Genomic DNA, 19,854 nt, shown 5'->3' with positions numbered 1-19,854 from the left:
TCCGCTTCCCCCGGGCGGTTTGCCGCAACGCGCCCCACACGCCCGGGAGACACCGTTTTGTCTGCACCGCCCGCGGAATCCGCAGCGCACGCCGAGTCCGACGAGGTCCGGGTCGCCCTCGTCGGCGCGGGGCCGCGCGGCACCAGCGTCCTGGAACGCCTCTGCGCCTCCGCGCCGGAACTCCTCCCACCCGGCACCCGGCTGAAGGTCCATGTGATCGACCCGGCGCCGCCCGGCCCCGGCCGTGTCTGGCGCTCTGCGCAGTCCGCGCAGCTGCTGATGAACACGGTGGCCAGTCAGGTGACCCTGTTCACCGACGACAGCGTGGACTGCTCGGGCCCGGTCCGCCCCGGCCCCAGCCTGCACGAGTGGGCGGACGGCGACCTGGGCCCCGACGAGTACCCGACCCGCGCGCACTACGGCCGCTATCTGGAGTGGGTGTTCGCGAAGGTCGTCCGCGAGGCACCGCGTGCGGTACGCGTCGAGACCCACGCGGCACGGGCCGTACGCCTCGACGACGCCCCCGACGGCCGCCAGACCCTCACCCTCGACGACGGCCGCACCCTCACCGGCCTGTCCGCCGTCGTCCTCGCCCAGGGCCATCTGCCGACGGTCGCGGACCTGGCCCAGCGACGGCATGCGGCATACGCCGAGACGCACGGCCTGCGCCACATACCCCCCGCCAACCCGGCCGACGTCGACCTCTCCGCCATCTCCCCCGGCGAACCGGTGCTGTTGCGCGGCCTGGGCCTCAACTTCTTCGATCACATGGCCCTGTTGACCACCGGCCGCGACGGCCGCTTCCTCCGCACGGCCACCGGCACCCTGCGCTACGTCCCCTCCGGCAACGAGCCCCGCCTGTACGCCGGTTCACGCCGCGGCATCCCCTACCAGGCCCGCGGCGACAACGCCAAGGGCCCCTACGGCCGCCACCTCCCCCTCGTCCTCACCGACGAGACCATCGCCCGCTTCCGCAAACGCGCCGACTCCGGCGAGGCACCGGACTTCCTGACGGAGATATGGCCGCTGGTGGCGAAGGAGGTGGAGACGGTCTATTACGAGGCACTGCTGGGGGTGCACGAGGGCGCGGAGGGGGCCTTCGATGCCCCCGCTGGGGAGTTCCGCGACCACTTCCTCGCCGCCCCGCACCGCAGCCCTCAAGAAGCCGCCGTACTGGATGAGTTCGGGGTGGCGGAGGCCGATCGCTGGTCCTGGGACCGTATATCCCGCCCGTACGCGGGGCGGGACTTCGGCGATCCCGGCGCCTGGCGGGCGTGGCTGCTGGCGTATCTGCGGGAGGACGCCGCTCAGGCCGCGCTCGGCAATGTCGCCGGTCCGCTGAAGGCGGCGCTCGACGTACTGCGGGATCTGCGCAACGAGTTGCGGCAGATCGTCGACCATGGCGGCCTCGCGGGCGCGTCCCGCCGGGATCATCTGGACCGCTGGTACACGCCGCTCAACGCGTTCCTCTCCATCGGCCCGCCCCGGCGCCGGATCGAGGAACTGGCGGCCCTGATGGAAGCGGGCGTGGTCGAGGTGCTCGGACCGCGGCTGGAGGTGCGGGAGGGCGAGGGGGCATGGCTCGCGCGCTCCCCCGACGTCGCGGGGTCCGCCGTACATGTGACGACCCTCATAGAGGCGCGGCTTCCGGAACCCGATCTGCGGCGCACGGCCGACGACCTCCTGGCCCGGCTGCTGAAGACAGGGCAGTGCCGGCCGCACATCGTCGACGGTTACGAAACGGGCGGGCTGGATGTGACCCCGCGGCCGTATCGCCTGATCGACCGTCAGGGGCGGGCGCACGCACGGCGGTTCGCCTTCGGGGTGCCGACCGAGGGCGTGCACTGGGTGACGGCGGCGGGCGCCAGACCGGGTGTGGATTCGGTCACGCTTTCGGACGCCGACGCGGTGGCGAGAGCAGTTCTACGTGCGGCGGCGACCGAACCGGAGCCGCAAGCGGAATACACGCCATGGCCGAATGTTGAACTTGCAAGCATCGATTAGGCCCACCTAGCCTGGGTCACTCGCTCGGTTCTGTCCCCCAGGCCGGTCCACCCCATGGACCGACCCGACCGAAGGAGTACCCCCCACATGTCCGGACTGACCGCACGTCTCAACGGCGCTCAGCCCTACGCCCTCGGCCTGTTCCGCATCGTCATCGGCCTGCTCTTCTTCTGCCACGGCGCCTCCAAGCTCTTCGGAGTCCTGGGCGGGGCCGACGGCCAGGGCGGGACGCTGTCCGCGGGCACCTGGCCCGACTGGTACGCCGCCGTCATCGAGGTCGTCTGCGGCGGCCTCGTCCTGCTCGGCCTGGGCACACGCGCCGCCGCGTTCATCGCCTCGGGCGCGATGGCGTACGCGTACTTCAAGGTCCACCAGCCGGAGGCCCTGTGGCCGATGGAGAACAGCGGCGAGGGCGCGGCGATGTACTGCTGGTCCTTCCTGCTGCTCGTCTTCACCGGTTCCGGCGCATTCGGCCTGGACCAGCTGCTCGCGAAGCGCTCGAAGAGCGAGCAGCCGGCCTCGCACAAGTCGCCGGTGGCCGTCTGACCGGCACCGGTTTCCACAGCGGCACTACGGCGCCTCTCCCGCGTGTGCGGGGGAGGCGCCGTCGCGTCTTCGGGCGGTGCGGCGGTTGCGGCGCCCTACAGACCTGCGCCCTACACGAAGGGAACCGTGAAGCAGGCCACCCGGCCCCCGCTCGGGCCGGGCACGTCGTGGATCACCACGGAGGACGCCTCACCCTCCCGGAAACCCCAGTCGTGGTAGGCGCTCGCCCGGCCGCTGCCATTCTGGCCCGCGGTGAAGTCGAGCCAGACCTCGTTCTCGGCGTTGACGTCCGCGGGGTCGGTGGACACCTTGTTCTGGTAGTGCCCGCCCGCGGCGGCGGGGTCGGCGGCACACGGCTTCTGATGCACATGGACGCCGTACGCGTGCCCGGGCTTCATGCCCTTCACCCACAGCCGTACGGTCGTCCTGCCAGTCTTCTCCTCGGTCAGCTGACGGACCTCGATCCACGACCCGGCCGGGACCAATGCCGTGTCATATGTGACGGCGTCCGTCGCCACATGGGCCGAGGGCGGCACGAAACGCCCGTCCTCCTGCACCGAGCAGTACTCGGCGGCGCCGCTGCCGGCCGCGAGCACGGCCGCGGCGACGGCGCCCGCGCATATACCTGCCACCATGATGTGTACCGTTCCTCACGTTCAGGAGTGATGTGTCGCCCCTTGTCCGTGCTACGGGACACCGGCCGACGCCGCCCCCGGGGCGCGGCAGCCGGGTGAACATGCCGTGCCTGAACGTGCCGTGCCTGAACGTGCCGTGCGTGAACGTGCCGTGCGGGACCCACGCGCCCCCCGTGAATCCGCTGTCACACCCCCGGCGTACGCTGTATGGCTGTTATGGGCCGCCCCTGCCGCTCCCCGCGACGTCGCGGCGCGATCGGGCGGTTCCACGGGGGAGTCACGGGGAGTGATGGTGTTCGAGAGTGTGGGGTCGCTGACGGCCAGCCCATGGATTTATGCCGTGGTGGCCCTGTCCATCCTCCTGGACGTCTTCGTCCCGGTTCTGCCGAGCGGGGTCCTGGTCATCACGGCGGCGACGGCGGCCGCGGCGGGTTCGGCGACGGGCGGCGTACCGCAGCAGGTCCCCGACATCCTGGTCCTGACGCTGTGCGCCACGACGGCTTCCGTGCTGGGCGATCTGGTCGCCTACCGTCTCGCCTGGGCGGGCGGCCCCCGCCTGGACCGCGCGATCGCCCGCTCCCGGCGCCTGAGCACCGCGCAGGAACGTCTCGGCGCGGCCCTCGCCCGGGGTGGCGGAGCCCTGGTCGTCCTGGCCCGGTTCGCCCCCGCCGGCCGCTCGGTCGTGTCCTTCTCCGCGGGCGCGGCACACCGTCGCGCCCGCGACTTCCTCCCCTGGTCCGCGCTGGCCGGTCTCTCTTGGGCTACGTACAGCGTTGCCCTGGGCTACTTCGGCGCGCACTGGCTGGGGGCGACGTGGGTGGCGACGGCTGTGTCGGTGGGGGCGCTGTTCGGGGCGGGGGCGGGGGCGGGGTATCTCATGCGGCGGCGCCCTGCGTAAGGGCTCCGCTGGGAGGACGGTGATTCGGCTGCGGGTCGGTGGGGGCTGGTCGCGCCCACGCGGCGGAGCCGCATATTGACACAGCCCCGCGCCCCTTCGGGGCGCGCTACTACCCTGCCCGTCGCGCCCCCACCCCCCGGATCTCCAACCCCTCCAGCAACTCGGCCGTTGCCTCTGTGATCGCGTCCACGGCTCGGTCGAACACCTCCTGGTTGTGCGCGGCCGGGGCCCGGAAGCCGGACACCTTCCGCACGTACTGCAAGGCAGCGGCCCGGATCTCTTCCTCGGTCGCTTCCTCGGCCAACACCGGCGGACGAAGCGTCTTGATACTGCGGCACATGACTCCAGTCTCACCCTCCGCAAGGCGACCGGCAGAGATTCCGCCGAGAAACCTGGGCCGGTGCGCACGCGGCCTGGGATGATCACTCGGAGGCGGCCACCGCTCCGGGGCCGACCGACGAATGGGGACACACATGGCGAACGACGAACTCACCGTGGCCGTACTCGGCCCCGGTGGCATCGGCGGACTGCTCGCCGGACTCCTTTCCCGTGCTGGGCATCGCGTGATCTGCCTGGCCGGAGAGGACACCGCCAAGACACTCAACACGGCCGGAATCCAGATCAGCAGCGGAATGTTCGGCGACTTCACGGCCCGCGTCGAGGCCGGCACCGAGCTGCGGGAACCGGTCGATGCCTGCCTGATCGCCGTCAAGCACACGGCACTCGACGCGGCCCTGGACCGCGTCCCGCCCACCGCGCTCGGCGACGCCCTGCTCGTACCTTTCCTCAACGGCGTCGACCACCCCGCGACCCTGCGCGCCCGCTACCGCCCCGACCGGGTCGCCCCCGCCGTCATCCGCGCGGAGTCGACGCGCGTCGCGGCGGGGCGGATCGAGCACACCAGCCCGTTCGCCGAGATCGACCTGGCCGGCACGGAAGTGCCCCCAGACCGCCTCGACACCCTCGCCGCCACCCTCACCGCCGCGGGCCCGACCACGCGCGTCCTGCCCGACGAGACGGCGGCCCTCTGGGCGAAGATGTCCTTCCTGGCGCCCTTCGCCCTGCTGACCACCCGCTACGGCCTCCCTCTCGGCGACGTACGCACCCACCACCGCGAGGAGTTGACCGCACTGGTGGAGGAGACAGCGGCTGTCAGCCGCGCCTGTGGCGGGCCCGGCGACCCCGCCCAGTCACTCGCCCGCTACGACTCCTTCCCGTCGCACACCAAGTCGTCGATGCAGCGCGACGCTGAGGCCGGCCGCCCGCTGGAACTCGACGCGATCGGCGGCGCGTTGCTGCGCGCGGCCGAGCGGCACGGGGTGTCGGTGCCGGTGGCGGCAAGGGTGGTACGGGAGTTGAGGGACGCCGGTCACTGACAGGACAGGTGTCTAAGACGCCTCCCCGAGATCCACCCGCCAGTCGTTGGACGTGATCCAGTGCCCCTTCGGGTACTCGAACCGTGACTGCCCCATGAGCGTGAACCCGGCTCTTCGGCAGACGGCGTTCGACGCGGGGTGGTCCACGCTCGGAAAGGCGTGCAGATACCGGTTCCGGCCGGCCGCCCGCGCGGTCTCGACGACGGCGCGGGCGGCCGCCGCCGCAAGCCCCCGCCCCTGGAACTCGGGCAGCACCCCCCACCCCGTCTCCCACACGGTCTCCCCCTGCCACTCCCGCTCCCAGAACCCGATCGCCCCGACGCTCTCGCCACCGTCCGCCGGCACGACCCGGAACATCCCGCCGACCTCCATCTCGACATACCTCCGATGCCGGGCGGCCAGCTTCTCTTCCGGCTCCGGCCCGCCCAAGTGCTCGGTCATCTCAGGGCTGTTGTTCCTCCGCAGCAGCCAGAAGTCGCCCTCCGCCCAGGGCACCAGCCGCACCTTCTCCACGCTCGCCGCATCCATACCGATCACAGTAGGCCGAGGGTCTGACAATGGCCCTGAGCTGCGCATCCCGCCGCTCCGTTTGCCGGACCGGCAAAAATCCTCGCCCGCGTCCGCCCCGGCCCCGCAGGATCGCCGTACGAGCACAACCCGGCCCCGACGGCCCGCCACGGAGGATTGGACCCATGCCCCACCAGGACCCGCTCCCGAACGCCAACGTCACCCACCGACTCGTCCCCTCCCCCGCCGGCCGGATCCACCTGGTGGAACAGGGCAGCGGCCCGCTCGTCCTGCTGGTGCACGGCTTCCCGGAGTCCTGGTACTCGTGGCGCCGCCAGCTGCCGGTGCTGGCCGCGGCGGGATACCGCGCGGTCGCCGTGGACGTGCGCGGCTACGGGCGCTCGTCGCGGCCGGAGGCGGTGGCGGCGTACCGGATGACCGAGCTGGTGGCGGACAGCGTGGCCGTGGTGGAGGCGCTGGGCGAGCGGTCCGCGGTGATCGTCGGGCACGACTGGGGCGCGAACATCGCCGCGCACTCCGCCCTGCTGCGCCCCGACGTCTTCCGCGCGGTCGGCCTGCTGAGCGTGCCGTACACACCGCCCGGCGGCCCCAAGCCGAGCGAGGTGTTCGCGGGCATGGGCGGGGAGGACGAGTTCTACGTCTCCTACTTCCAGGAACCGGGCCGCGCCGAGCGCGAGATCGAACCGGACGTACGGGGCTGGCTCGCCGGCTTCTACGCCGCCTTCTCCGGCGACACGATGCCCGCGCCCGGCGCCCCGGACCCGCATTTCGTGAGCCCCGGCGCGACCCTGCGCGACCGCTTCCCCACCGACCGTCTGCCGTCCTGGCTCGGCGAGGCTGAACTCGACGTCTACGCCGCGGAGTTCGAGCGCACGGGCCTCACCGGCGCCCTGAACCGCTACCGCTGCATGGACCGCGACTGGGAGGACTTCCAGCCCTTCGCCGGCGCCCCGATCCCCCAGCCGTCCCTGTTCCTCGGCGGCGCACTCGACGCGTCCACCACCTGGCTGGCCGACGCGATCGAGGCATACCCCACGACCCTCCCCGGCCTGCACAGCTCACACCTGCTGGAGGGCTGCGGCCACTGGATCCAGCAGGAACGCCCCGACGAGGTCAACCAACACCTGACGGCCTGGCTCGCCAACCTGCCCACCTGAACCGGGCGGGTCAGCAGACCTCGCCGGGGCGTGCGGCGGTGGCGCGCAGGAGATCTCGTACGAGATCGAGGTCCACGGCCTCCGGCTTGCGGAAGCGGAGGCAGCCCTTGCCCATGTCCTGGTCGGCCAGCCGCTCCTCGAAGGCCTCACGGACGTCGGTGCGCATCAGATAGAAGGAGATGTACTGCTTCTGACTGGCGAAGGCGATCTCGGCGGCCCCGTCGCGCTGGTACGCGGGCATGCCGTACGCCATCACCTCGTCGAATCCCTTGAGCTCCGCCCGGCACAGCCGCCGCAGCGCGGTCAGCGCCTGCCTGCGGTCCTCGTCGGCCTCGGCGAGGTAGCCGTCGACGTCGGTCGCCTTGCTCTGCACCATGCGGCAAGGCTAGGCCGCCATCGGGGACTAGGACAGACCGGCCGGGCAGGCCTACGGTGGGACCGTGGACGAAACACCCGATTCACCCCCTCAGGCACCCGGCGAAGTGGCGGAAGAGGCAGAGGCCCGGCTCATCCGCATCGCGGAGGACTGGGCTGTCGCGATCGTCGCCAATGACGCGGACCGTATCGCCGGCTTCGTCGCCGACGAATGGGTCATCGTCTCCGAGTCGGGCGTCGCCTCGAAGGAAGAGTTCCTCTCCCTCGTCGCGACCGGGGAGCTGACCCACTCGGCGATGGACCTGGAGACGCGGCCCAGAGTCCGCGTCTACGGAGACACGGCGATCCTCACCGGGCGAGTGACGAACACGGCCCACTACCAGGGCAAGCGGTACGACGCGGACGAGTGGACGACCGACGTGTACGTCAGACGGGACGGGCACTGGCTGTGCGTACTGAGCCACATCACGCCCGCGCTCCCGACGCCCTGACGCGGTACGAGGAACTCCGCCGGGACCGTCCGGACGACTCTTGACCTTGCCCATGGGCGAAGGCCGAAGGTGTCTGTCGGCTGAGAGGAAGCCGAGAGGACGCTGAGAGGAACGCGCATGGACGACGATGCTCTCCTGGCAGAGCAGCTGGCCTATTACCGGGCGGGCGCGGCCGAATACGACCGGCCCTATGCGGAGTGCGAAGAGCTGAGGGATTTACCGGCAGTCGTCGATGACCTTCCGGTTGGCGGGGATGTGCTGGAGCTGGCCTGCGGAACGGGCCAGTGGACCGGAAGGCTCGCGGCGCGGGCGCGGTCGGTGACGGCTGTCGACGCGGCGGCCGAAGTGCTGGCCCTGGCTCGGGCACGGACCCTGTCCCCCACCGTCCGGTTCATTCAGGCGGACCTGTTCGCGTGGCAGCCGCCACGGCGCTACGACACCGTGTTCTTCGCCTTCTGGCTCTCCCATGTCCCGCCGACGCGCTGGCCCGGCTTCTGGAACACCGTCGCCGCCGCGCTCGCGCCGGGCGGCAAAGCGATCTTCATCGACGACGGCCCCGCCGCTGCCGCGGGGGAGAACGTCCTGGCAGACCAGTCGGCCCCGGCGGCGCTTCGGCGGCTCGACGACGGCAGCCAGTACCGCATCGTGAAGGTGTTCCACGATGCGGCGACCCTCACGGACGACCTGGCAGCGCTGGGGTGGTCGGCCCACGTCCGGCCCGTATCCGGCCATTTCGTCGGCGTCGCGGAACCAGCGGGTGGGGCTTGGCTCAGGTGACGCCGCATGGCGCACCATGGATCACAAGGGGGCGCCGGACCGGGCGCCGACGGGGAGGAAACGTTGTGGGCGGGTATTCGTTGAAGGCGACGGCCGCGGAGATGCGGGAGGCCGTGCGCGCGTTGCTGTCCGTGCTGGAACCGGAGCAGGTGCGCGAGCTGCGCGCCGGGCCCGACCGGCTGGACGCGCCCGAGCTGCGGGAGTGGACGTATCTGCCGGGTCCGCGCCCCGGGCTGTCCACCGAGGGCCTCGCCGGCGAGCAGCGCGAGGCCGTCGACGCGCTGTTGGCCGCCGCGCACAGCGCACCCGGAGCGGAGCTGGCGCGCGGCGCGATCGAGGTGGAGCGGCACCGCCGCGCCCTGGTCGGCGCCAAGGGTGCCGACCTCTACTGGGTGCGGCTGCTGGGCGACCCGGACGGGGACGGTCCGTGGGGCTGGCGGATGAACGGCCACCATCTCGCCGTACATGTAGTGATCACGGCGGCCGGGATGCGGGTGACGCCGCACTTCATCGGGTCGGAGCCGGCGCGGATCGCGGACGGTCCGCAGGCGGGCCGGCGGCTGCTGGGGCCGGAGGAGGATCTGGCCCGGGAGCTGGTCACGGACCTGGACGCCGGCCGACGGGCGAAGGCGGTTTTCGCCGCCGCGCCGCCGGACGACATCCTGACCCGCGCCGACCCGTTCGCCGATCCGGACCTGCTGCCCACCGGACTGCCCTACGGCGACATGACGCCCGGTCAGCAGCGGCTGCTGGAGCGCCTGGTGCGCCGTTATCTCGACCGAGCGCCCGCGGCGTACGCGCAGGAATGCTGGTCCGACGCCGTGGCGCGAGGACTGGACGCGCTCTCCTTCGCCTGGGGCGGCGGTCTCGTTCTCGGGGACCGGCACTACTACTGCGTTCGGGCTCCGGACTTCCTCATCGAGTACGACAACACGCAGGACGACGGCAACCACGCCCACTCCGTCTGGCGGCACGTCCGCCACGACTGGGGCGCCGACCTGCTGCGGGCGCACTACACGGAGCAGCACCGGTAGGGGGCGGCGGTCAGGGGCCCCGGCTGCATCCCGCCTTGGGCCCCCGGCCGCACACAACCCACCCGCAATACGAGACGTACCGTCTTGCGGAATCCTCCGTCATGCCGTACGGTCTTCCGCATGGGTTCCCTGTGAGAAAACCGGCGCCGATCGCGTAGAGCACCGCTCCGCCATCGCCGCGCCCAGTCGTGCCCTCTCTCATCCACCCGATCCGGCCCGGGCGACGCCCCGGTCAGGAGGGACCCGCGCATGCGCACCTCACAACTCACCCTGCAGCACGTCACCAAGCGCTACCCCGGCCGTACCGTCCTCGACCAGGTCTCCTTCACCCTCAAGCCGGGCGAGAAGGCCGGTCTCATCGGCGACAACGGCTCCGGCAAGTCCACGCTCCTGCGGCTCATCGCGGGTCAGGAACGCCCGGACAGCGGCGAGTTGACCGTGTTCGCCGCCGACGGCATCGGCTATCTGCCGCAGACCATCCCCCTGCCCTCGACCGCCACCGTCCAGGACGCCGTAGACCTGGCTCTCGCGGATCTGCGCGCACTGGAGGCCGAGCTGCGCCGGGCCGAGCAGGCGCTCGGCGACGGCTCGGACCCGGCGGCACTCGCTGCGTACGCCGCCCTCCTCGAGCGCTACGAGGCGCGCGACGGCTACGACGCCGACCACCGCGTCGACCAGGCCCTGCACCATCTCGGCCTGCCCACCCTCCCCCGCGACCGACGACTGGGCACCCTTTCCGGCGGCGAACGCTCCCGGCTGGCCCTGGCCGCCGTCCTCGCCGGCCGCCCGGAGCTGCTGCTCCTGGACGAGCCGACGAACGACCTGGACGACCAAGCCGTTCACTGGCTGGAGGAGCAACTGCGGGCGCACCGCGGCACGGTGCTCGCCGTCACCCACGACCGTGTCTTCCTGGAGCGCCTGACCTCCACGATCCTGGAGGCCGAGGCGGGAAAGGTCACCCGGTACGGAGACGGCTACGCCGGCTACCGCACCGCCAAGGCCGCGGAACGCCGCAGCCGGCTCCAGGAGTACGAGGAGTGGCGGGCCGAACTGGCCCGCAACGAGCGGCTGGCCGCAAGCCATGCGGTCCGCCTCGCCGGCATCCCCCGCAAGGCCGCGCTGGCCAACTTCGGCCACGGCGGCTTCCGGGCCCGCGGCCGGGCGCACGGCGCGATGTCCCGTATCCGCAACGCCCGCGAGCGGGTCGACCGGCTCACCGCGAACCCGGTCGCGCCACCACCGGAACCGCTGACCTTCACCGCACGGGTCGGTACGGCCGGGGACGGCACGGACGCGCCGGCGGCGGAACTCCCCTCCGTGCAGTTGTCGGACGTACGCGTAGGAGACCGGCTCCACCTGGACTCCCTCACCCTCCACCGCTCCGGCCGGCTGCTGGTCACCGGGCCCAACGGCGCGGGCAAGACCACGCTGCTGAAGGTGCTCGCGGGTGAGGTGCGGCCGGACGAGGGCTCGGTGCAGGTGCCGGGCCGGGTGGGTCATCTGCACCAGGACGAGACGCCGTGGCCGCCGGACCTGACGGTGGCGGAGGCGTTCGCGCTGGGGCGCGTGGGCTCAGCCGACGAGCACGCGGACGCGCTGCTGGCCCTCGGCCTCTTCCGCCCGGCGGAGCTGAGGCTGCGCATCGGTGAACTGTCGTACGGCCAGCGTCGCCGCGTGGACCTGGCCCGGCTGGTCGCCGACCCCGCGGACCTCCTGCTCCTCGACGAACCGACGAACCACCTGTCCCCCGCCCTGATCGAAGAACTGGAGGCAGCACTGACCGACTACCCGGGTGCGATCATCCTGGTCACCCATGACCGCGCCCTGCGGTCCCGCTTCCGGGGCGAGCATCTCGCCCTGCCGAAGACAGCGAGGGTCGAGGTGGGATGACGGCGGGAGTGGCCGGGGCGGCTGGGCACCCGAGCCGCTCCGGCTGCGAGGCCATTCCTGATGGGTGAGGATGGCCGGTAGCGGCTCGGGGCTGAGGTGAAAGTCGGGGTCCCGTGGGGCGACGAGTTCGGCAGGTGAGGACCGGGGTCTCCATGCGGAGGCCGCCCTGGCGCCATGGCCTGCTCGCGCTCGTCGTCCTGCTGGCGGTCTGCGGCGCCGGTATCGGGCTGTACTTCAATGAACGCGGGGCACGGCAGAAGACCCTGACCGTCGGCGCGAAGAAGGCGCCCCGCGACCGGCTCGACGTCGAAGCCGCCGTACGTCGGACCGATCCCGAACAGCACACCGCCACACTGCAGTTGACGGCCACAGCGCACGGCAAATACGGCGACGGCGACGGACTGCCGGTCAAAGACATCACCCTGCTCACCACCGCACCGGACGGCAACACCTTGTTGTTCGCGGCGAACAGCACGGCGTGGCTCAAGGAGATCTCTGTACCCCTGACCGAGGGCACGTCGTCGGACTACCCGTTCGACCGGTACGCCGCCAGCCTCGTGGTCGGCGCGATGGCGGGCCATGAGCAGGTGCCCGTGACCCTGCGCTTCCGGGACCAGGACCCCGCCTTCGCCATCACACCGCACAAGAGCGGGTACACAGACGAGATCGCCGCCGTCGCCGCCGACGTCAAGCGGTCACGGAGCACCTTCATCCTCGCCTGGTTCATGATCGTCGCCATGTGGGCGGTGGCCCTCGCGGTGGTGGTCGCCTGCTGGCTGGTCGTGCGCCAGGGCCGCGGCCTGCTCTGGGGCGCCCTGGGCTGGATGGCCGGCAGCCTCTTCGCCCTGGTGGGTCTGCGCAACGCGGCCCCGGGAAACCCGCCCAACGGCAGCCTGCTCGACTACACCGCCTTCTACTGGGCCGAGGCGCTGATCGCCCTGAGTCTCACCTGCCTCGTCCTCCGCGGCGTCCTCGTCGAACACCGCACCGGCGGCCCCGTCCCCGAACCACCACACCCCGCCGCACTCCGCTCCCCCCGGTTCCGCCACCGCCCCGGCCCCCGGCGGGTACGGGGCCGCTGAGGAACTGTTGTTGGCCGTCCAGGAATCCGTCCGCGAAGAGGGAGCGGGGGGAGAAGACCGCGGTGAGGGTGGTCTTGAGGTCGGAGCGCTCGATGGACTGCTTGAGCAGTGAATGGGTCGCGTCCGGATAATGCTTGACCGTCAGTGCGCCGCCCACGTCCAGCACCTTGCGGTAGACGCGTTCCGTGTCGGCGGTGTCCACGTTGATGTCGTGGCCCGCGAGGGTCAGCAGCACCGGTATGCCGCGCAGGGCGCGGAGGTCCCGCGTGGCATCCGCGGTGTAGTTCTTGGAGATGAAGCCCCAGCGGTCGGCGGTCATGCCGTCCGCGGGCCCGCCCCTCGCCCTGACGTACTGCTCGAAGGTCGCGTGGCGTTTCAACAGCCGGCGGGTGGTGTCGCTCCTGGCGATCGCGGCCCTGGTGCGGGCTGCCGACGCTCCGTCGGCGCGCAGTTCGGCGAGGAGGTTGTAGCGGCCCTGCCGGCGCCAGTTGATCGCGGGCGAGACGGCGATGACGAAGCTCACGGGCGTCCTGGCGGCGACCTTCGGCAGGACCCAGCCCGCCTGGCTGGCGCCCCAGAGACCGATCCGGTCACCGTCGATGTCCGGGCGGGCGCGCGCCCAGGCGATGGCGGCAGCCGCCTCGTCGGCCCGGTCGTCCATGGACTGGTCGAGCCAGTCGCCGGGTGCGCCCGCGACGCCGGGCTTGTCCCAGGAGAGGGAGGCGTAGCCGGCCTTGGCGTTCGCTTCCCAGAGGGGCTTGTAGCCGTCGTCGTGGGTGGCGTCGATGGGGCCGTCGCCGTGGACGTACACCACCAGGCCGTGGCGCTCGCGGCCGCCCTTGGGGGTGGCCAGTACGCCGTTGAGGGTGTGGCCGCCGTGGTGGATCGAGACCCGCTGCTCGTCCATGTCGTACGAGTTCTGCCACAGCACCACACCGATGAGACCGGTGGCCACGACCAGGACCACGACGAGGGACCACACGGCGATACGGAGCCCGCGCCGTCGTGGCTGGACCTTTGGACCCATGAGATCGGACCGCCTCTGTTCGGGTTCACGTCCACGGAAACTATCACTTCTCACACGATCGTCGTGATGGTGATAGATTTGCCGGAGGTTGCAGCGCGAAGAAGGGGGCACGGCATGGGACTGGACGCGACAGACGCCGGCACCGGTACCGGCACCGGACCGGTGACAGTCCGGCGGGGCGTTCCGGCCGGAGCCGAACGGCGGGCGGCCGAGCTGTACTGGGACGCTTTCGGCCGCAAACTCGGCCCCGCCCTGAACCCGCCGGACAAGGCGGTGTCCTTCCTCGCCGCCCACCTGAACGCCGATCGCGCGGTGTGCGCACTCCTCGACGGGCAGCTCGTCGGTCTCGCCGGCTACCAGCTCGGCGGCCGGGCCCTCACCGGAGGATCGGCCTCCGATGTGCTGCGCGCGTACGGCCACCTGCGGGGACTGCACCGGCTCCTGCTCCTCGCCCTGTTCGACCGCCGTCCGGCACCCGGGCAGCTCCTCATGGACGGCATCGCCGTGGACCCGGACCTACGCGGCCGGGGCATCGGGAGCCTGCTCATCGAGGAAGTGGCCGCCGTCGCGGCGGAGCAGGACTGCCGGGAGATCAGACTCGACGTGATCGACGTCAACCCGCGCGCCAGGGCCCTGTACGAGCGGCGCGGCTTCACGGCCGTACGGACCGAGCGCACGCCCTATCTGCGCGGGCTGCTGGGGTTCGGCGCGGTGACCACCATGCGCCGCCCTGTCGAGGCGAACGGGCCGAGAGGACCGCGCACACCATGACTGAGCACACCAAGCCCGACCACACCATGGCCGACCGCACCATGACCGACCACATCGAGATCCCCACCCGCATGCTCGTCCACGCGCTGATCCGTGAGGACGGCACCGTCGGCGCGGACGAGCTGTATACCGTCGCCAACACCCTGGGTATGAGCGACCAGCAGGTGCGCCTGTGCGTCAAACGCCTTGTGGCCGAGGGCCGGTTCACCCATGAGGGCCGAGGCCGCAAGGCGGAGCTGCGCGCGACCGCGGACACCACGCGCGCCCTCGCCCCCAACGCGGACTTCCTGCGGCACGCGTTCCAGCAGGACGCCGGACTCGCACCCTGGGACGGCATCTGGCACCTGGCCGCCTTCGCGGTGCCCGAATCGGCGCGCACGGCCCGGGACTCCCTGCGCGAGACGCTCGTCCACCTCGGCGGCGCCCCGCTCCAGGGCGGACTGTACGTCTGCGCCAACGCCTGGGAACCGTACGTCGAAGAAGCGGCCCACCACCTCGGCGCCCATGGCGCGCTCACCCTCCTCACCACGACGGACCTGCGCAGGGGCGACACCAGGGAACCTGCCGAACTCGCCCGCCGCCTATGGCCGTTGCAGGAGATCGCCGACCGCTACCACCGCCTCAGCCGCGTCACCCGGCCTCGCCTCGCCCGGCTCACCAGCCCTGACGCACTCTCCCCCTCCGCGCTCCTCACCATCGCGGTCGAGCTGGCCGCCGAACTCACCCGCGCCATGGAACCCGACCCGCTGCTGCCGCCCCAGCTCCTGCCGCAGCCCTGGCCCGGCACCCAGGCCCGGGAGCTCATCGCCCGGTCCTGGGCGGCGCTGCACGAACGAGAACCCGACGAAGCCCGCCCGGCCCTCTTCCGCCTCTACGCCGACATCACCCGAGAGGCAGCAGAGCGGGCCGCGCGGCCTCCGCGAAGTGGGCGCCTCGCCTGAGGCGGTGTCAGCCGATCATGTCGAAGCTGGCACGGGCCTGGTCGAAGCGGCGGGCGGCCAGGTCGTCCCGGCGGATCACCCAGTCGACGAGGCCCGGTTCGGTCAGATCCTCGCCGGCGATCTCGGCGAGCAGCACCCAGTCGCCCGGGCCGTTGCGGGGGTGATGGGTGGGATCCTCGTTCCAGACCCAGGGGTAGCCGCCCATCTGCACCGGTCCGTCCGTCCGCATCTCGTCGCCGATCTCCCACCACACGTCGCCCAGCTCGCTGCTGTGCGGGAACTCCTCGGACTTCCAGCCGCGGTTGGGCAGTGAGGGCTCGATCATCAGATGCAGGTCTTGGGCGGAGTGGACCGGTGGCGGCTCCTCGCTGTCCGGACGGCGTTCGGAGACGGGCGTGCCGACGGGGACGTAGACGAGCCGGGACCAGACGAGGCCCGGCCACGGGTCCTCGGTGTCCGCGAAGAAGAGCAGCGTGCCGTCCTTCGGCAGCGGGATGTCCGTCGCGCCGGGCGGGATGGCCGCGAGGTCGACCGAGGCGAGGAACGGCAGGTCCGGAACGGGTTCGCCCTCAGGCATCGGCGGCAGCCCACCGAGTCGTCCGGCCACCGGGCTGCCGGGCGGCGCCTCACCGGCGGTGCCCAGCATCACGCAGGGACGGACGGTGCCGAGCCACCGCTCGACCTCGTCCTCCGGTAAGTCACGCCTGCGGGCTTCGTTGCGGAACGGATCCAGCGATTTCATGGCGCAGAGTATGCCGGGGCGATCACGAACGCCTGAGCACCGGAGTGGCCGACTGACGCGCTCAGTCACACCCGTCCGCATGAACAACCCAAAGAAGCTCGCAACCCAAAATCGAACAGGCGTAGCATTGCCGCGTGGCTACGCCCTATGACTTTCCGAGTGACCTCCGCGCCGGTCAGGAGGAGCTGCATCAGGTCCGGGCCGAGCTGTCGGCCCTGCTGAAGCGGCTGCCCTGGTCGGTCGTGCCCCTGGACGGCTTCAGTGACACAGGCGGCTGGCGCAAGGTGGAGCGCCCCGCCTCCCCCGGCTGGACGGCCGACGAACAGGCCGAGGTGGAGAAGCTGCGGCAGCGCGAGCACGAGCTCGCGGTGTTCGTCAGCTGCCACCGCTTCTGGGCGGAGGTCGCGGCGGCGGAGCGCGTGAACGCGCGTATGAAGCTGAAGCACGCCCATGAGATCCCGGAGGAGACCGAGCGCTAGCCTCGGGGCCCATGATCGTATGGCTCAACGGCACTCATGGCGCAGGCAAGACGACGACCAGTCCACTGGTGCAGCAACTCATCCCGGATTCACGGGTGTTCGACGCCGAGAAGGTCGGCGAGACGCTCATGGACATCACACCCGGGCTGCCCGCGACGGACAACTTCCAGCACTGGCCGCCGTGGCGGCCGCTCGTCGTGGAGACCGCCCGCCGCGTGCTCGACTACACCGGCGGCACTCTGGTGGTGCCCATGACCGTCCTGGTCGAGCAGTACTGGCGCGAGATCAGCACGGGCCTAGCCCAACACGCCATCCCCATACGGCACTTCGTCCTCCACGCCGACCAGGACACCCTCCGCGGACGCATCGCGGGCGACACCGTCCTTGGCCCGAACTCCCCGTTCCGCCTCAAATACCTCGAGCCCTACGCCGAGGCGGCCCGCACCTGGCTGCACCGCGAGGCCGAGGTCATCGACACCACGCACCTCACACCCGCCGAGGCCGCCCGGCAGATCGCGGAAGCCGTCAAGAGCTGAGCCCCACCGGTGGACTCCATGTGGACTCCGATCATGGAAACGGCCCCTCGGAGGTAGATGCGGCGCCAGGCGTGCGGCTGTGCGCTCTGCCTGGAGAAGTACCCGGCCGAAAAGCACGGCGAGCGCCGGCCCCGACGGGACTGTGTCGGGAGCTGGCAGGCCCGCTACCGCGACCCGACCGGGAAGCAGGTGCGAGCGGGTGGAACGCGCCCTCGACATCGCCCGGCGTACGGCCGCCATCTCCCATCCGTGCCCGGTCTGCGGCGGGCAGATCGAGATGCACGGAGGTGCCCGACGCATCCCCCGTCGCGCACTGCACCGCGTGCCGGCACGTGTGGAGCGAGCAGGGCGCGGCTGCTTAAGGTCATGGTTCGACCAGCCGGAACTCGATGCCTCACTTGCCGTCAGCCGGGCTCCCGCTATGGGCAGTTCGGGCAAGCTAGAAGCGCTCTAAGCACCGAAGTGCGATCTCCCTACAACCCAACGCCCCAAGGGGCTCGATTGTTGAGGAGATCAACCAATGGATCCGATTTCGCTTCTGCTGATCGCCATCATCTTCATGATTGTGCGTGAAAGGCCGTAAGCACGGATGACAGGTGCTGAGAGCACCGCCGAGGGCCCTTCCGGGGGCCCTCGGTTCGTGACACCAAGCCTTCAGGAGCGTGCCGCCGGCCCCCAGTGGTCAGGGCCGCCGCCGCGCCACTCGATCCACGCCACCCGCGCCACCTCGTCCGGGGCAATCTCCAGGCCAGCCCGCCGCAGGGACTCCGCGACGTCCTCCAGGTCGAACGCCAGGCCGAGGATCTCGCCGTCCACGCGCACCCGCCGACCGCCCGTCGGCCCGTACAGGCCCGCATTCGCGGACGAGCCGTCGAGGGCGTCTGGGGTGTGCGTCCTGGTCGTCGTCGCCGGGGCCGCGGTCGCAGCGGCGTCGCGGTCGACAAGGCTGCGGGGGTGCTCGTGGTGGTCGTCGTGGGCTTCGTTGCCCTGTACCGGTCGGCGCGGCGTATGTCCGATTCGCGCACCACTCCCCCGCGCCCCCCTCGGGGGCGTTTACGCAGCTCATAGCGGCGAAATTGAGCGCATCCAAGAGGGGCCGGGGGAAGGGTTTGACGATCTTGCACCCGGTCCGCGAGGAGATCGCCCCGGACTGACCCAACAAGCCCCGGGATAGCTGCCGTTCATCACGATTGAGTGAATTCACCCGACCTGAGGCAACCACACAGCATGTTTACAAGTCACACACCCGCAAGTCACACGCGCGCCCAGGGGGGATCATGAGTCAGCCGCAGTACCCGCAGCAACAGCCCGGATGGGGAGGCCCCCAACAGCCCGGCTACGGCCCTCCTCCGTTCCAGCCGCTACCGCCGAAGAAGTCCAACGCGGGCAAGATCGTCGGCTTCGGTTGCCTCGGCCTCGTCGGCCTGTTCGTGCTGATCGCCATCGTCGGCGCCATCGCGGGCAGCGGCAGCGAGACCAGCTCGAGCGGCGCCACCGACGTCAATCCCGCAGCCTCCGCGCCCAAGGAGCAGCAGCCCGCAGTCGACGACACCCCGACGAGCGAAGACAAGCCGAGCGACGAGGCGACTAAGAAGGAGAAGCCGAAGAAGAAGGTCGTCACCTTCAAGGTGTGGGGCACTGCTCCCGCCGGCGCACTCGGCCCGCTCGACATCACCTACGGCTCCGACAGTGACAACCGGGAAGGCAAGTGGGAGAACGGCAAGTTCACGGCCACGCTGCCCCTGGACGACGACGCGATGTACTACACGTTGCTGGCCCAACTCCAGGGCTCCGGGGACATCAACTGCTCGGTCACCGTCGACGGTCACACCGAGAAGGCGCACGCGTCCGGCGGGTACAACATCTGCCACGCTCAGGCCAACGCCGGTCTCCTCGGCGGATGGGGATGACCGCCGTGCGCCGTATTACCGCACTCATCGCTGGGTCTGCCGTGGCCATCGCTGGAGGCATCACCGGGACCGTCATCTGGCTGGCCCAGCCGTCGTACGACGACATCGTCAAGGACTGCCAGAAGGCGCTCAAGGAGCAGTACGAGCGGGACGGCAGAGGCAAGCCGTCCGCCTGCAAGGACGTCAAGGAGGACGACTACACGTACCTCGTCGCCAACGCGGCGATGGACGACCTTGGCTGGACGGACGACGAGGGCAACTTCGACAAGAACAAGATGCTGGAGGACACCCTCAACGACACCCCGTAGGACAGCGTCACGTTCGAGCCCCGCCGCTTCCCCTTTGCGGCGGGGCCGACGTACGCCATCCTGAGCTCATGCCCGCCGCGCTGAAGTTCACCGGCGAAGACAGAGACCTGACCCTCGACGAGCAGACCGCGTTTAAACCATGATCGCTAGGGATGTGGACTCTTTGTGGACTTCGATCACGGAAACGGCCCCTCGGAGATCACTCCGAGGGGCCCGCGATAACCTAGCTGACCTGGACCTTAAGGGTCAGTGGGCGCGGACGGTTTCGAACCGCCGACATCCTGCTTGTAAGGCAGGCGCTCTACCGCTGAGCTACGCACCCTGGAACAGGCCGATAGCCTACATTG

22 protein-coding genes, 1 tRNA gene and 1 pseudogene are annotated in these 19,854 nt (G+C 70.9%); 16 read left to right on the top strand and 8 right to left on the bottom strand.

The window, feature by feature from the left end; all coding sequences use genetic code 11:
* The first annotated feature begins 57 nt into the window (after positions 1-57).
* Positions 58-2,004: an FAD/NAD(P)-binding protein gene (locus OG828_RS34475; protein ID WP_328503362.1), complete on the top strand. Its 1,947-nt coding sequence runs from the start codon at positions 58-60 to the stop codon at positions 2,002-2,004.
* A gap of 96 nt (positions 2,005-2,100) precedes the next feature.
* Positions 2,101-2,550, top strand: a complete 450-nt coding sequence (locus tag OG828_RS34470; RefSeq protein ID WP_328504991.1) for a DoxX family protein — start codon at positions 2,101-2,103, stop codon at positions 2,548-2,550.
* A 110-nt stretch (positions 2,551-2,660) separates the two neighbouring features.
* Here the strand turns inward: OG828_RS34470 and OG828_RS34465 are convergent, their stop codons facing one another.
* Entirely contained in the window at positions 2,661-3,185 is a 525-nt protein-coding gene (locus tag OG828_RS34465) for a superoxide dismutase family protein (RefSeq protein ID WP_328503361.1), read from the bottom strand.
* 292 nt (positions 3,186-3,477) lie between these two features.
* On the opposite strand from OG828_RS34465, the gene OG828_RS34460 reads away from it, so the two are divergent.
* Positions 3,478-4,083, top strand: a complete 606-nt coding sequence (locus OG828_RS34460) for a DedA family protein (RefSeq protein WP_328504990.1) — start codon at positions 3,478-3,480, stop codon at positions 4,081-4,083.
* A gap of 109 nt (positions 4,084-4,192) precedes the next feature.
* Here the strand turns inward: OG828_RS34460 and OG828_RS34455 are convergent, their stop codons facing one another.
* Positions 4,193-4,423 carry a DUF2277 domain-containing protein gene (locus OG828_RS34455; protein ID WP_328365454.1) on the bottom strand — a complete coding sequence of 77 codons (231 nt, stop codon included), beginning with the start codon at positions 4,421-4,423 and terminating at the stop codon, positions 4,193-4,195.
* 133 nt (positions 4,424-4,556) lie between these two features.
* Here OG828_RS34455 and OG828_RS34450 point away from each other — a divergent pair, with 133 nt between their 5' ends.
* A complete protein-coding gene (locus OG828_RS34450; RefSeq protein ID WP_328503360.1) occupies positions 4,557-5,459 on the top strand; it encodes a ketopantoate reductase family protein in 903 nt (300 codons plus the stop codon).
* 12 nt (positions 5,460-5,471) lie between these two features.
* Here OG828_RS34450 and OG828_RS34445 read toward each other — a convergent pair whose 3' ends face one another.
* On the bottom strand, positions 5,472-5,987 hold the full coding sequence (locus OG828_RS34445; protein ID WP_328365448.1) for a GNAT family N-acetyltransferase: 516 nt from the start codon (positions 5,985-5,987) through the stop codon (positions 5,472-5,474).
* 164 nt (positions 5,988-6,151) lie between these two features.
* Here OG828_RS34445 and OG828_RS34440 point away from each other — a divergent pair, with 164 nt between their 5' ends.
* Positions 6,152-7,144, top strand: coding sequence for an alpha/beta fold hydrolase (locus OG828_RS34440; RefSeq protein WP_328503359.1), 993 nt, complete (start codon positions 6,152-6,154; stop codon positions 7,142-7,144).
* A 10-nt stretch (positions 7,145-7,154) separates the two neighbouring features.
* On the opposite strand, the gene OG828_RS34435 is transcribed toward OG828_RS34440, so the two are convergent.
* Positions 7,155-7,520, bottom strand: coding sequence for an iron chaperone (locus tag OG828_RS34435; protein ID WP_328440902.1), 366 nt, complete (start codon positions 7,518-7,520; stop codon positions 7,155-7,157).
* A gap of 64 nt (positions 7,521-7,584) precedes the next feature.
* Here OG828_RS34435 and OG828_RS34430 point away from each other — a divergent pair, with 64 nt between their 5' ends.
* From OG828_RS34430 to OG828_RS34410, 5 genes and pseudogenes are all read left to right on the top strand, one after another.
* A complete protein-coding gene (locus OG828_RS34430; protein WP_328503358.1) occupies positions 7,585-8,010 on the top strand; it encodes a nuclear transport factor 2 family protein in 426 nt (141 codons plus the stop codon).
* 117 nt (positions 8,011-8,127) lie between these two features.
* Entirely contained in the window at positions 8,128-8,787 is a 660-nt protein-coding gene (locus OG828_RS34425) for a class I SAM-dependent methyltransferase (RefSeq protein WP_328503357.1), read from the top strand.
* A 65-nt stretch (positions 8,788-8,852) separates the two neighbouring features.
* Entirely contained in the window at positions 8,853-9,821 is a 969-nt protein-coding gene (locus OG828_RS34420) for a DUF3500 domain-containing protein (RefSeq protein ID WP_328503356.1), read from the top strand.
* A 249-nt stretch (positions 9,822-10,070) separates the two neighbouring features.
* Positions 10,071-11,711 (top strand): TlrC/CarA/OleB/SrmB family ABC-F type ribosomal protection protein, encoded by a 1,641-nt coding sequence (locus OG828_RS34415; protein WP_328503355.1) that lies wholly within the window; start codon positions 10,071-10,073, stop codon positions 11,709-11,711.
* Between the two features lie 152 nt (positions 11,712-11,863).
* Positions 11,864-12,622, top strand: a pseudogene (locus OG828_RS34410) (DUF4436 family protein); the annotation flags it as partial.
* A 34-nt stretch (positions 12,623-12,656) separates the two neighbouring features.
* Here OG828_RS34410 and OG828_RS34405 read toward each other — a convergent pair.
* Positions 12,657-13,820, bottom strand: coding sequence for an alpha/beta hydrolase family protein (locus tag OG828_RS34405; RefSeq protein ID WP_328503354.1), 1,164 nt, complete (start codon positions 13,818-13,820; stop codon positions 12,657-12,659).
* A 114-nt stretch (positions 13,821-13,934) separates the two neighbouring features.
* On the opposite strand from OG828_RS34405, the gene OG828_RS34400 reads away from it, so the two are divergent.
* Both OG828_RS34400 and OG828_RS34395 read left to right on the top strand, forming a co-directional pair.
* A complete protein-coding gene (locus OG828_RS34400) occupies positions 13,935-14,591 on the top strand; it encodes a GNAT family N-acetyltransferase (protein WP_328440895.1) in 657 nt (218 codons plus the stop codon).
* Positions 14,592-14,632: 41 nt separating this feature from the next.
* The gene (locus OG828_RS34395; protein ID WP_328504989.1) at positions 14,633-15,532 is read left to right on the top strand and encodes a PaaX family transcriptional regulator C-terminal domain-containing protein; all 900 of its coding nucleotides are present in this window, start codon (positions 14,633-14,635) and stop codon (positions 15,530-15,532) included.
* A 7-nt stretch (positions 15,533-15,539) separates the two neighbouring features.
* Here the strand turns inward: OG828_RS34395 and OG828_RS34390 are convergent, their stop codons facing one another.
* Positions 15,540-16,274 (bottom strand): DUF1963 domain-containing protein, encoded by a 735-nt coding sequence (locus OG828_RS34390; RefSeq protein ID WP_328503353.1) that lies wholly within the window; start codon positions 16,272-16,274, stop codon positions 15,540-15,542.
* 134 nt (positions 16,275-16,408) lie between these two features.
* On the opposite strand from OG828_RS34390, the gene OG828_RS34385 reads away from it, so the two are divergent.
* Entirely contained in the window at positions 16,409-16,753 is a 345-nt protein-coding gene (locus OG828_RS34385) for a hypothetical protein (protein WP_328365420.1), read from the top strand.
* An 11-nt stretch (positions 16,754-16,764) separates the two neighbouring features.
* Entirely contained in the window at positions 16,765-17,289 is a 525-nt protein-coding gene (locus OG828_RS34380; protein WP_328503352.1) for an ATP-binding protein, read from the top strand.
* A gap of 654 nt (positions 17,290-17,943) precedes the next feature.
* Here the strand turns inward: OG828_RS34380 and OG828_RS34375 are convergent.
* Positions 17,944-18,138, bottom strand: a complete 195-nt coding sequence (locus OG828_RS34375) for a hypothetical protein (RefSeq protein ID WP_328372416.1) — start codon at positions 18,136-18,138, stop codon at positions 17,944-17,946.
* 428 nt (positions 18,139-18,566) lie between these two features.
* On the opposite strand from OG828_RS34375, the gene OG828_RS34370 reads away from it, so the two are divergent.
* Entirely contained in the window at positions 18,567-19,199 is a 633-nt protein-coding gene (locus tag OG828_RS34370) for a hypothetical protein (RefSeq protein WP_328365414.1), read from the top strand.
* 41 nt (positions 19,200-19,240) lie between these two features.
* Positions 19,241-19,507 carry a hypothetical protein gene (locus OG828_RS34365; protein WP_328365412.1) on the top strand — a complete coding sequence of 89 codons (267 nt, stop codon included), beginning with the start codon at positions 19,241-19,243 and terminating at the stop codon, positions 19,505-19,507.
* Between the two features lie 250 nt (positions 19,508-19,757).
* Here the strand turns inward: OG828_RS34365 and OG828_RS34360 are convergent.
* Positions 19,758-19,829 (bottom strand) — tRNA-Val (locus tag OG828_RS34360).
* Between the last annotated feature and the right edge of the window lie 25 nt (positions 19,830-19,854).

The organism is Streptomyces sp. NBC_00457 (assembly GCF_036014015.1).
Classification (GTDB): Bacteria; Actinomycetota; Actinomycetes; order Streptomycetales; family Streptomycetaceae; genus Streptomyces.
Note: the sequence above shows the minus strand (reverse complement) of the source record. Positions and strands in the feature narration are given on the sequence as shown.

Excerpts from the sequence above, each read along its gene's own strand:
- OG828_RS34465 (WP_328503361.1), bottom strand. The coding sequence starts at position 3,185 with ATGGTGGCAGGTATATGCGCGGGCGCCGTCGCCGCGGCCGTGCTCGCG.
- OG828_RS34455 (WP_328365454.1), bottom strand. The coding sequence starts at position 4,423 with ATGTGCCGCAGTATCAAGACGCTTCGTCCGCCGGTGTTGGCCGAGGAA.
- OG828_RS34450 (WP_328503360.1), top strand. The coding sequence starts at position 4,557 with ATGGCGAACGACGAACTCACCGTGGCCGTACTCGGCCCCGGTGGCATC.
- OG828_RS34445 (WP_328365448.1), bottom strand. The coding sequence starts at position 5,987 with ATGGATGCGGCGAGCGTGGAGAAGGTGCGGCTGGTGCCCTGGGCGGAG.
- OG828_RS34440 (WP_328503359.1), top strand. The coding sequence starts at position 6,152 with ATGCCCCACCAGGACCCGCTCCCGAACGCCAACGTCACCCACCGACTC.
- OG828_RS34435 (WP_328440902.1), bottom strand. The coding sequence starts at position 7,520 with ATGGTGCAGAGCAAGGCGACCGACGTCGACGGCTACCTCGCCGAGGCC.
- OG828_RS34425 (WP_328503357.1), top strand. The coding sequence starts at position 8,128 with ATGGACGACGATGCTCTCCTGGCAGAGCAGCTGGCCTATTACCGGGCG.
- OG828_RS34415 (WP_328503355.1), top strand. The coding sequence starts at position 10,071 with ATGCGCACCTCACAACTCACCCTGCAGCACGTCACCAAGCGCTACCCC.
- OG828_RS34405 (WP_328503354.1), bottom strand. The coding sequence starts at position 13,820 with ATGGGTCCAAAGGTCCAGCCACGACGGCGCGGGCTCCGTATCGCCGTG.
- OG828_RS34400 (WP_328440895.1), top strand. The coding sequence starts at position 13,935 with ATGGGACTGGACGCGACAGACGCCGGCACCGGTACCGGCACCGGACCG.
- OG828_RS34395 (WP_328504989.1), top strand. The coding sequence starts at position 14,633 with ATGACCGACCACATCGAGATCCCCACCCGCATGCTCGTCCACGCGCTG.
- OG828_RS34390 (WP_328503353.1), bottom strand. The coding sequence starts at position 16,274 with ATGAAATCGCTGGATCCGTTCCGCAACGAAGCCCGCAGGCGTGACTTA.
- OG828_RS34380 (WP_328503352.1), top strand. The coding sequence starts at position 16,765 with ATGATCGTATGGCTCAACGGCACTCATGGCGCAGGCAAGACGACGACC.
- OG828_RS34370 (WP_328365414.1), top strand. The coding sequence starts at position 18,567 with ATGAGTCAGCCGCAGTACCCGCAGCAACAGCCCGGATGGGGAGGCCCC.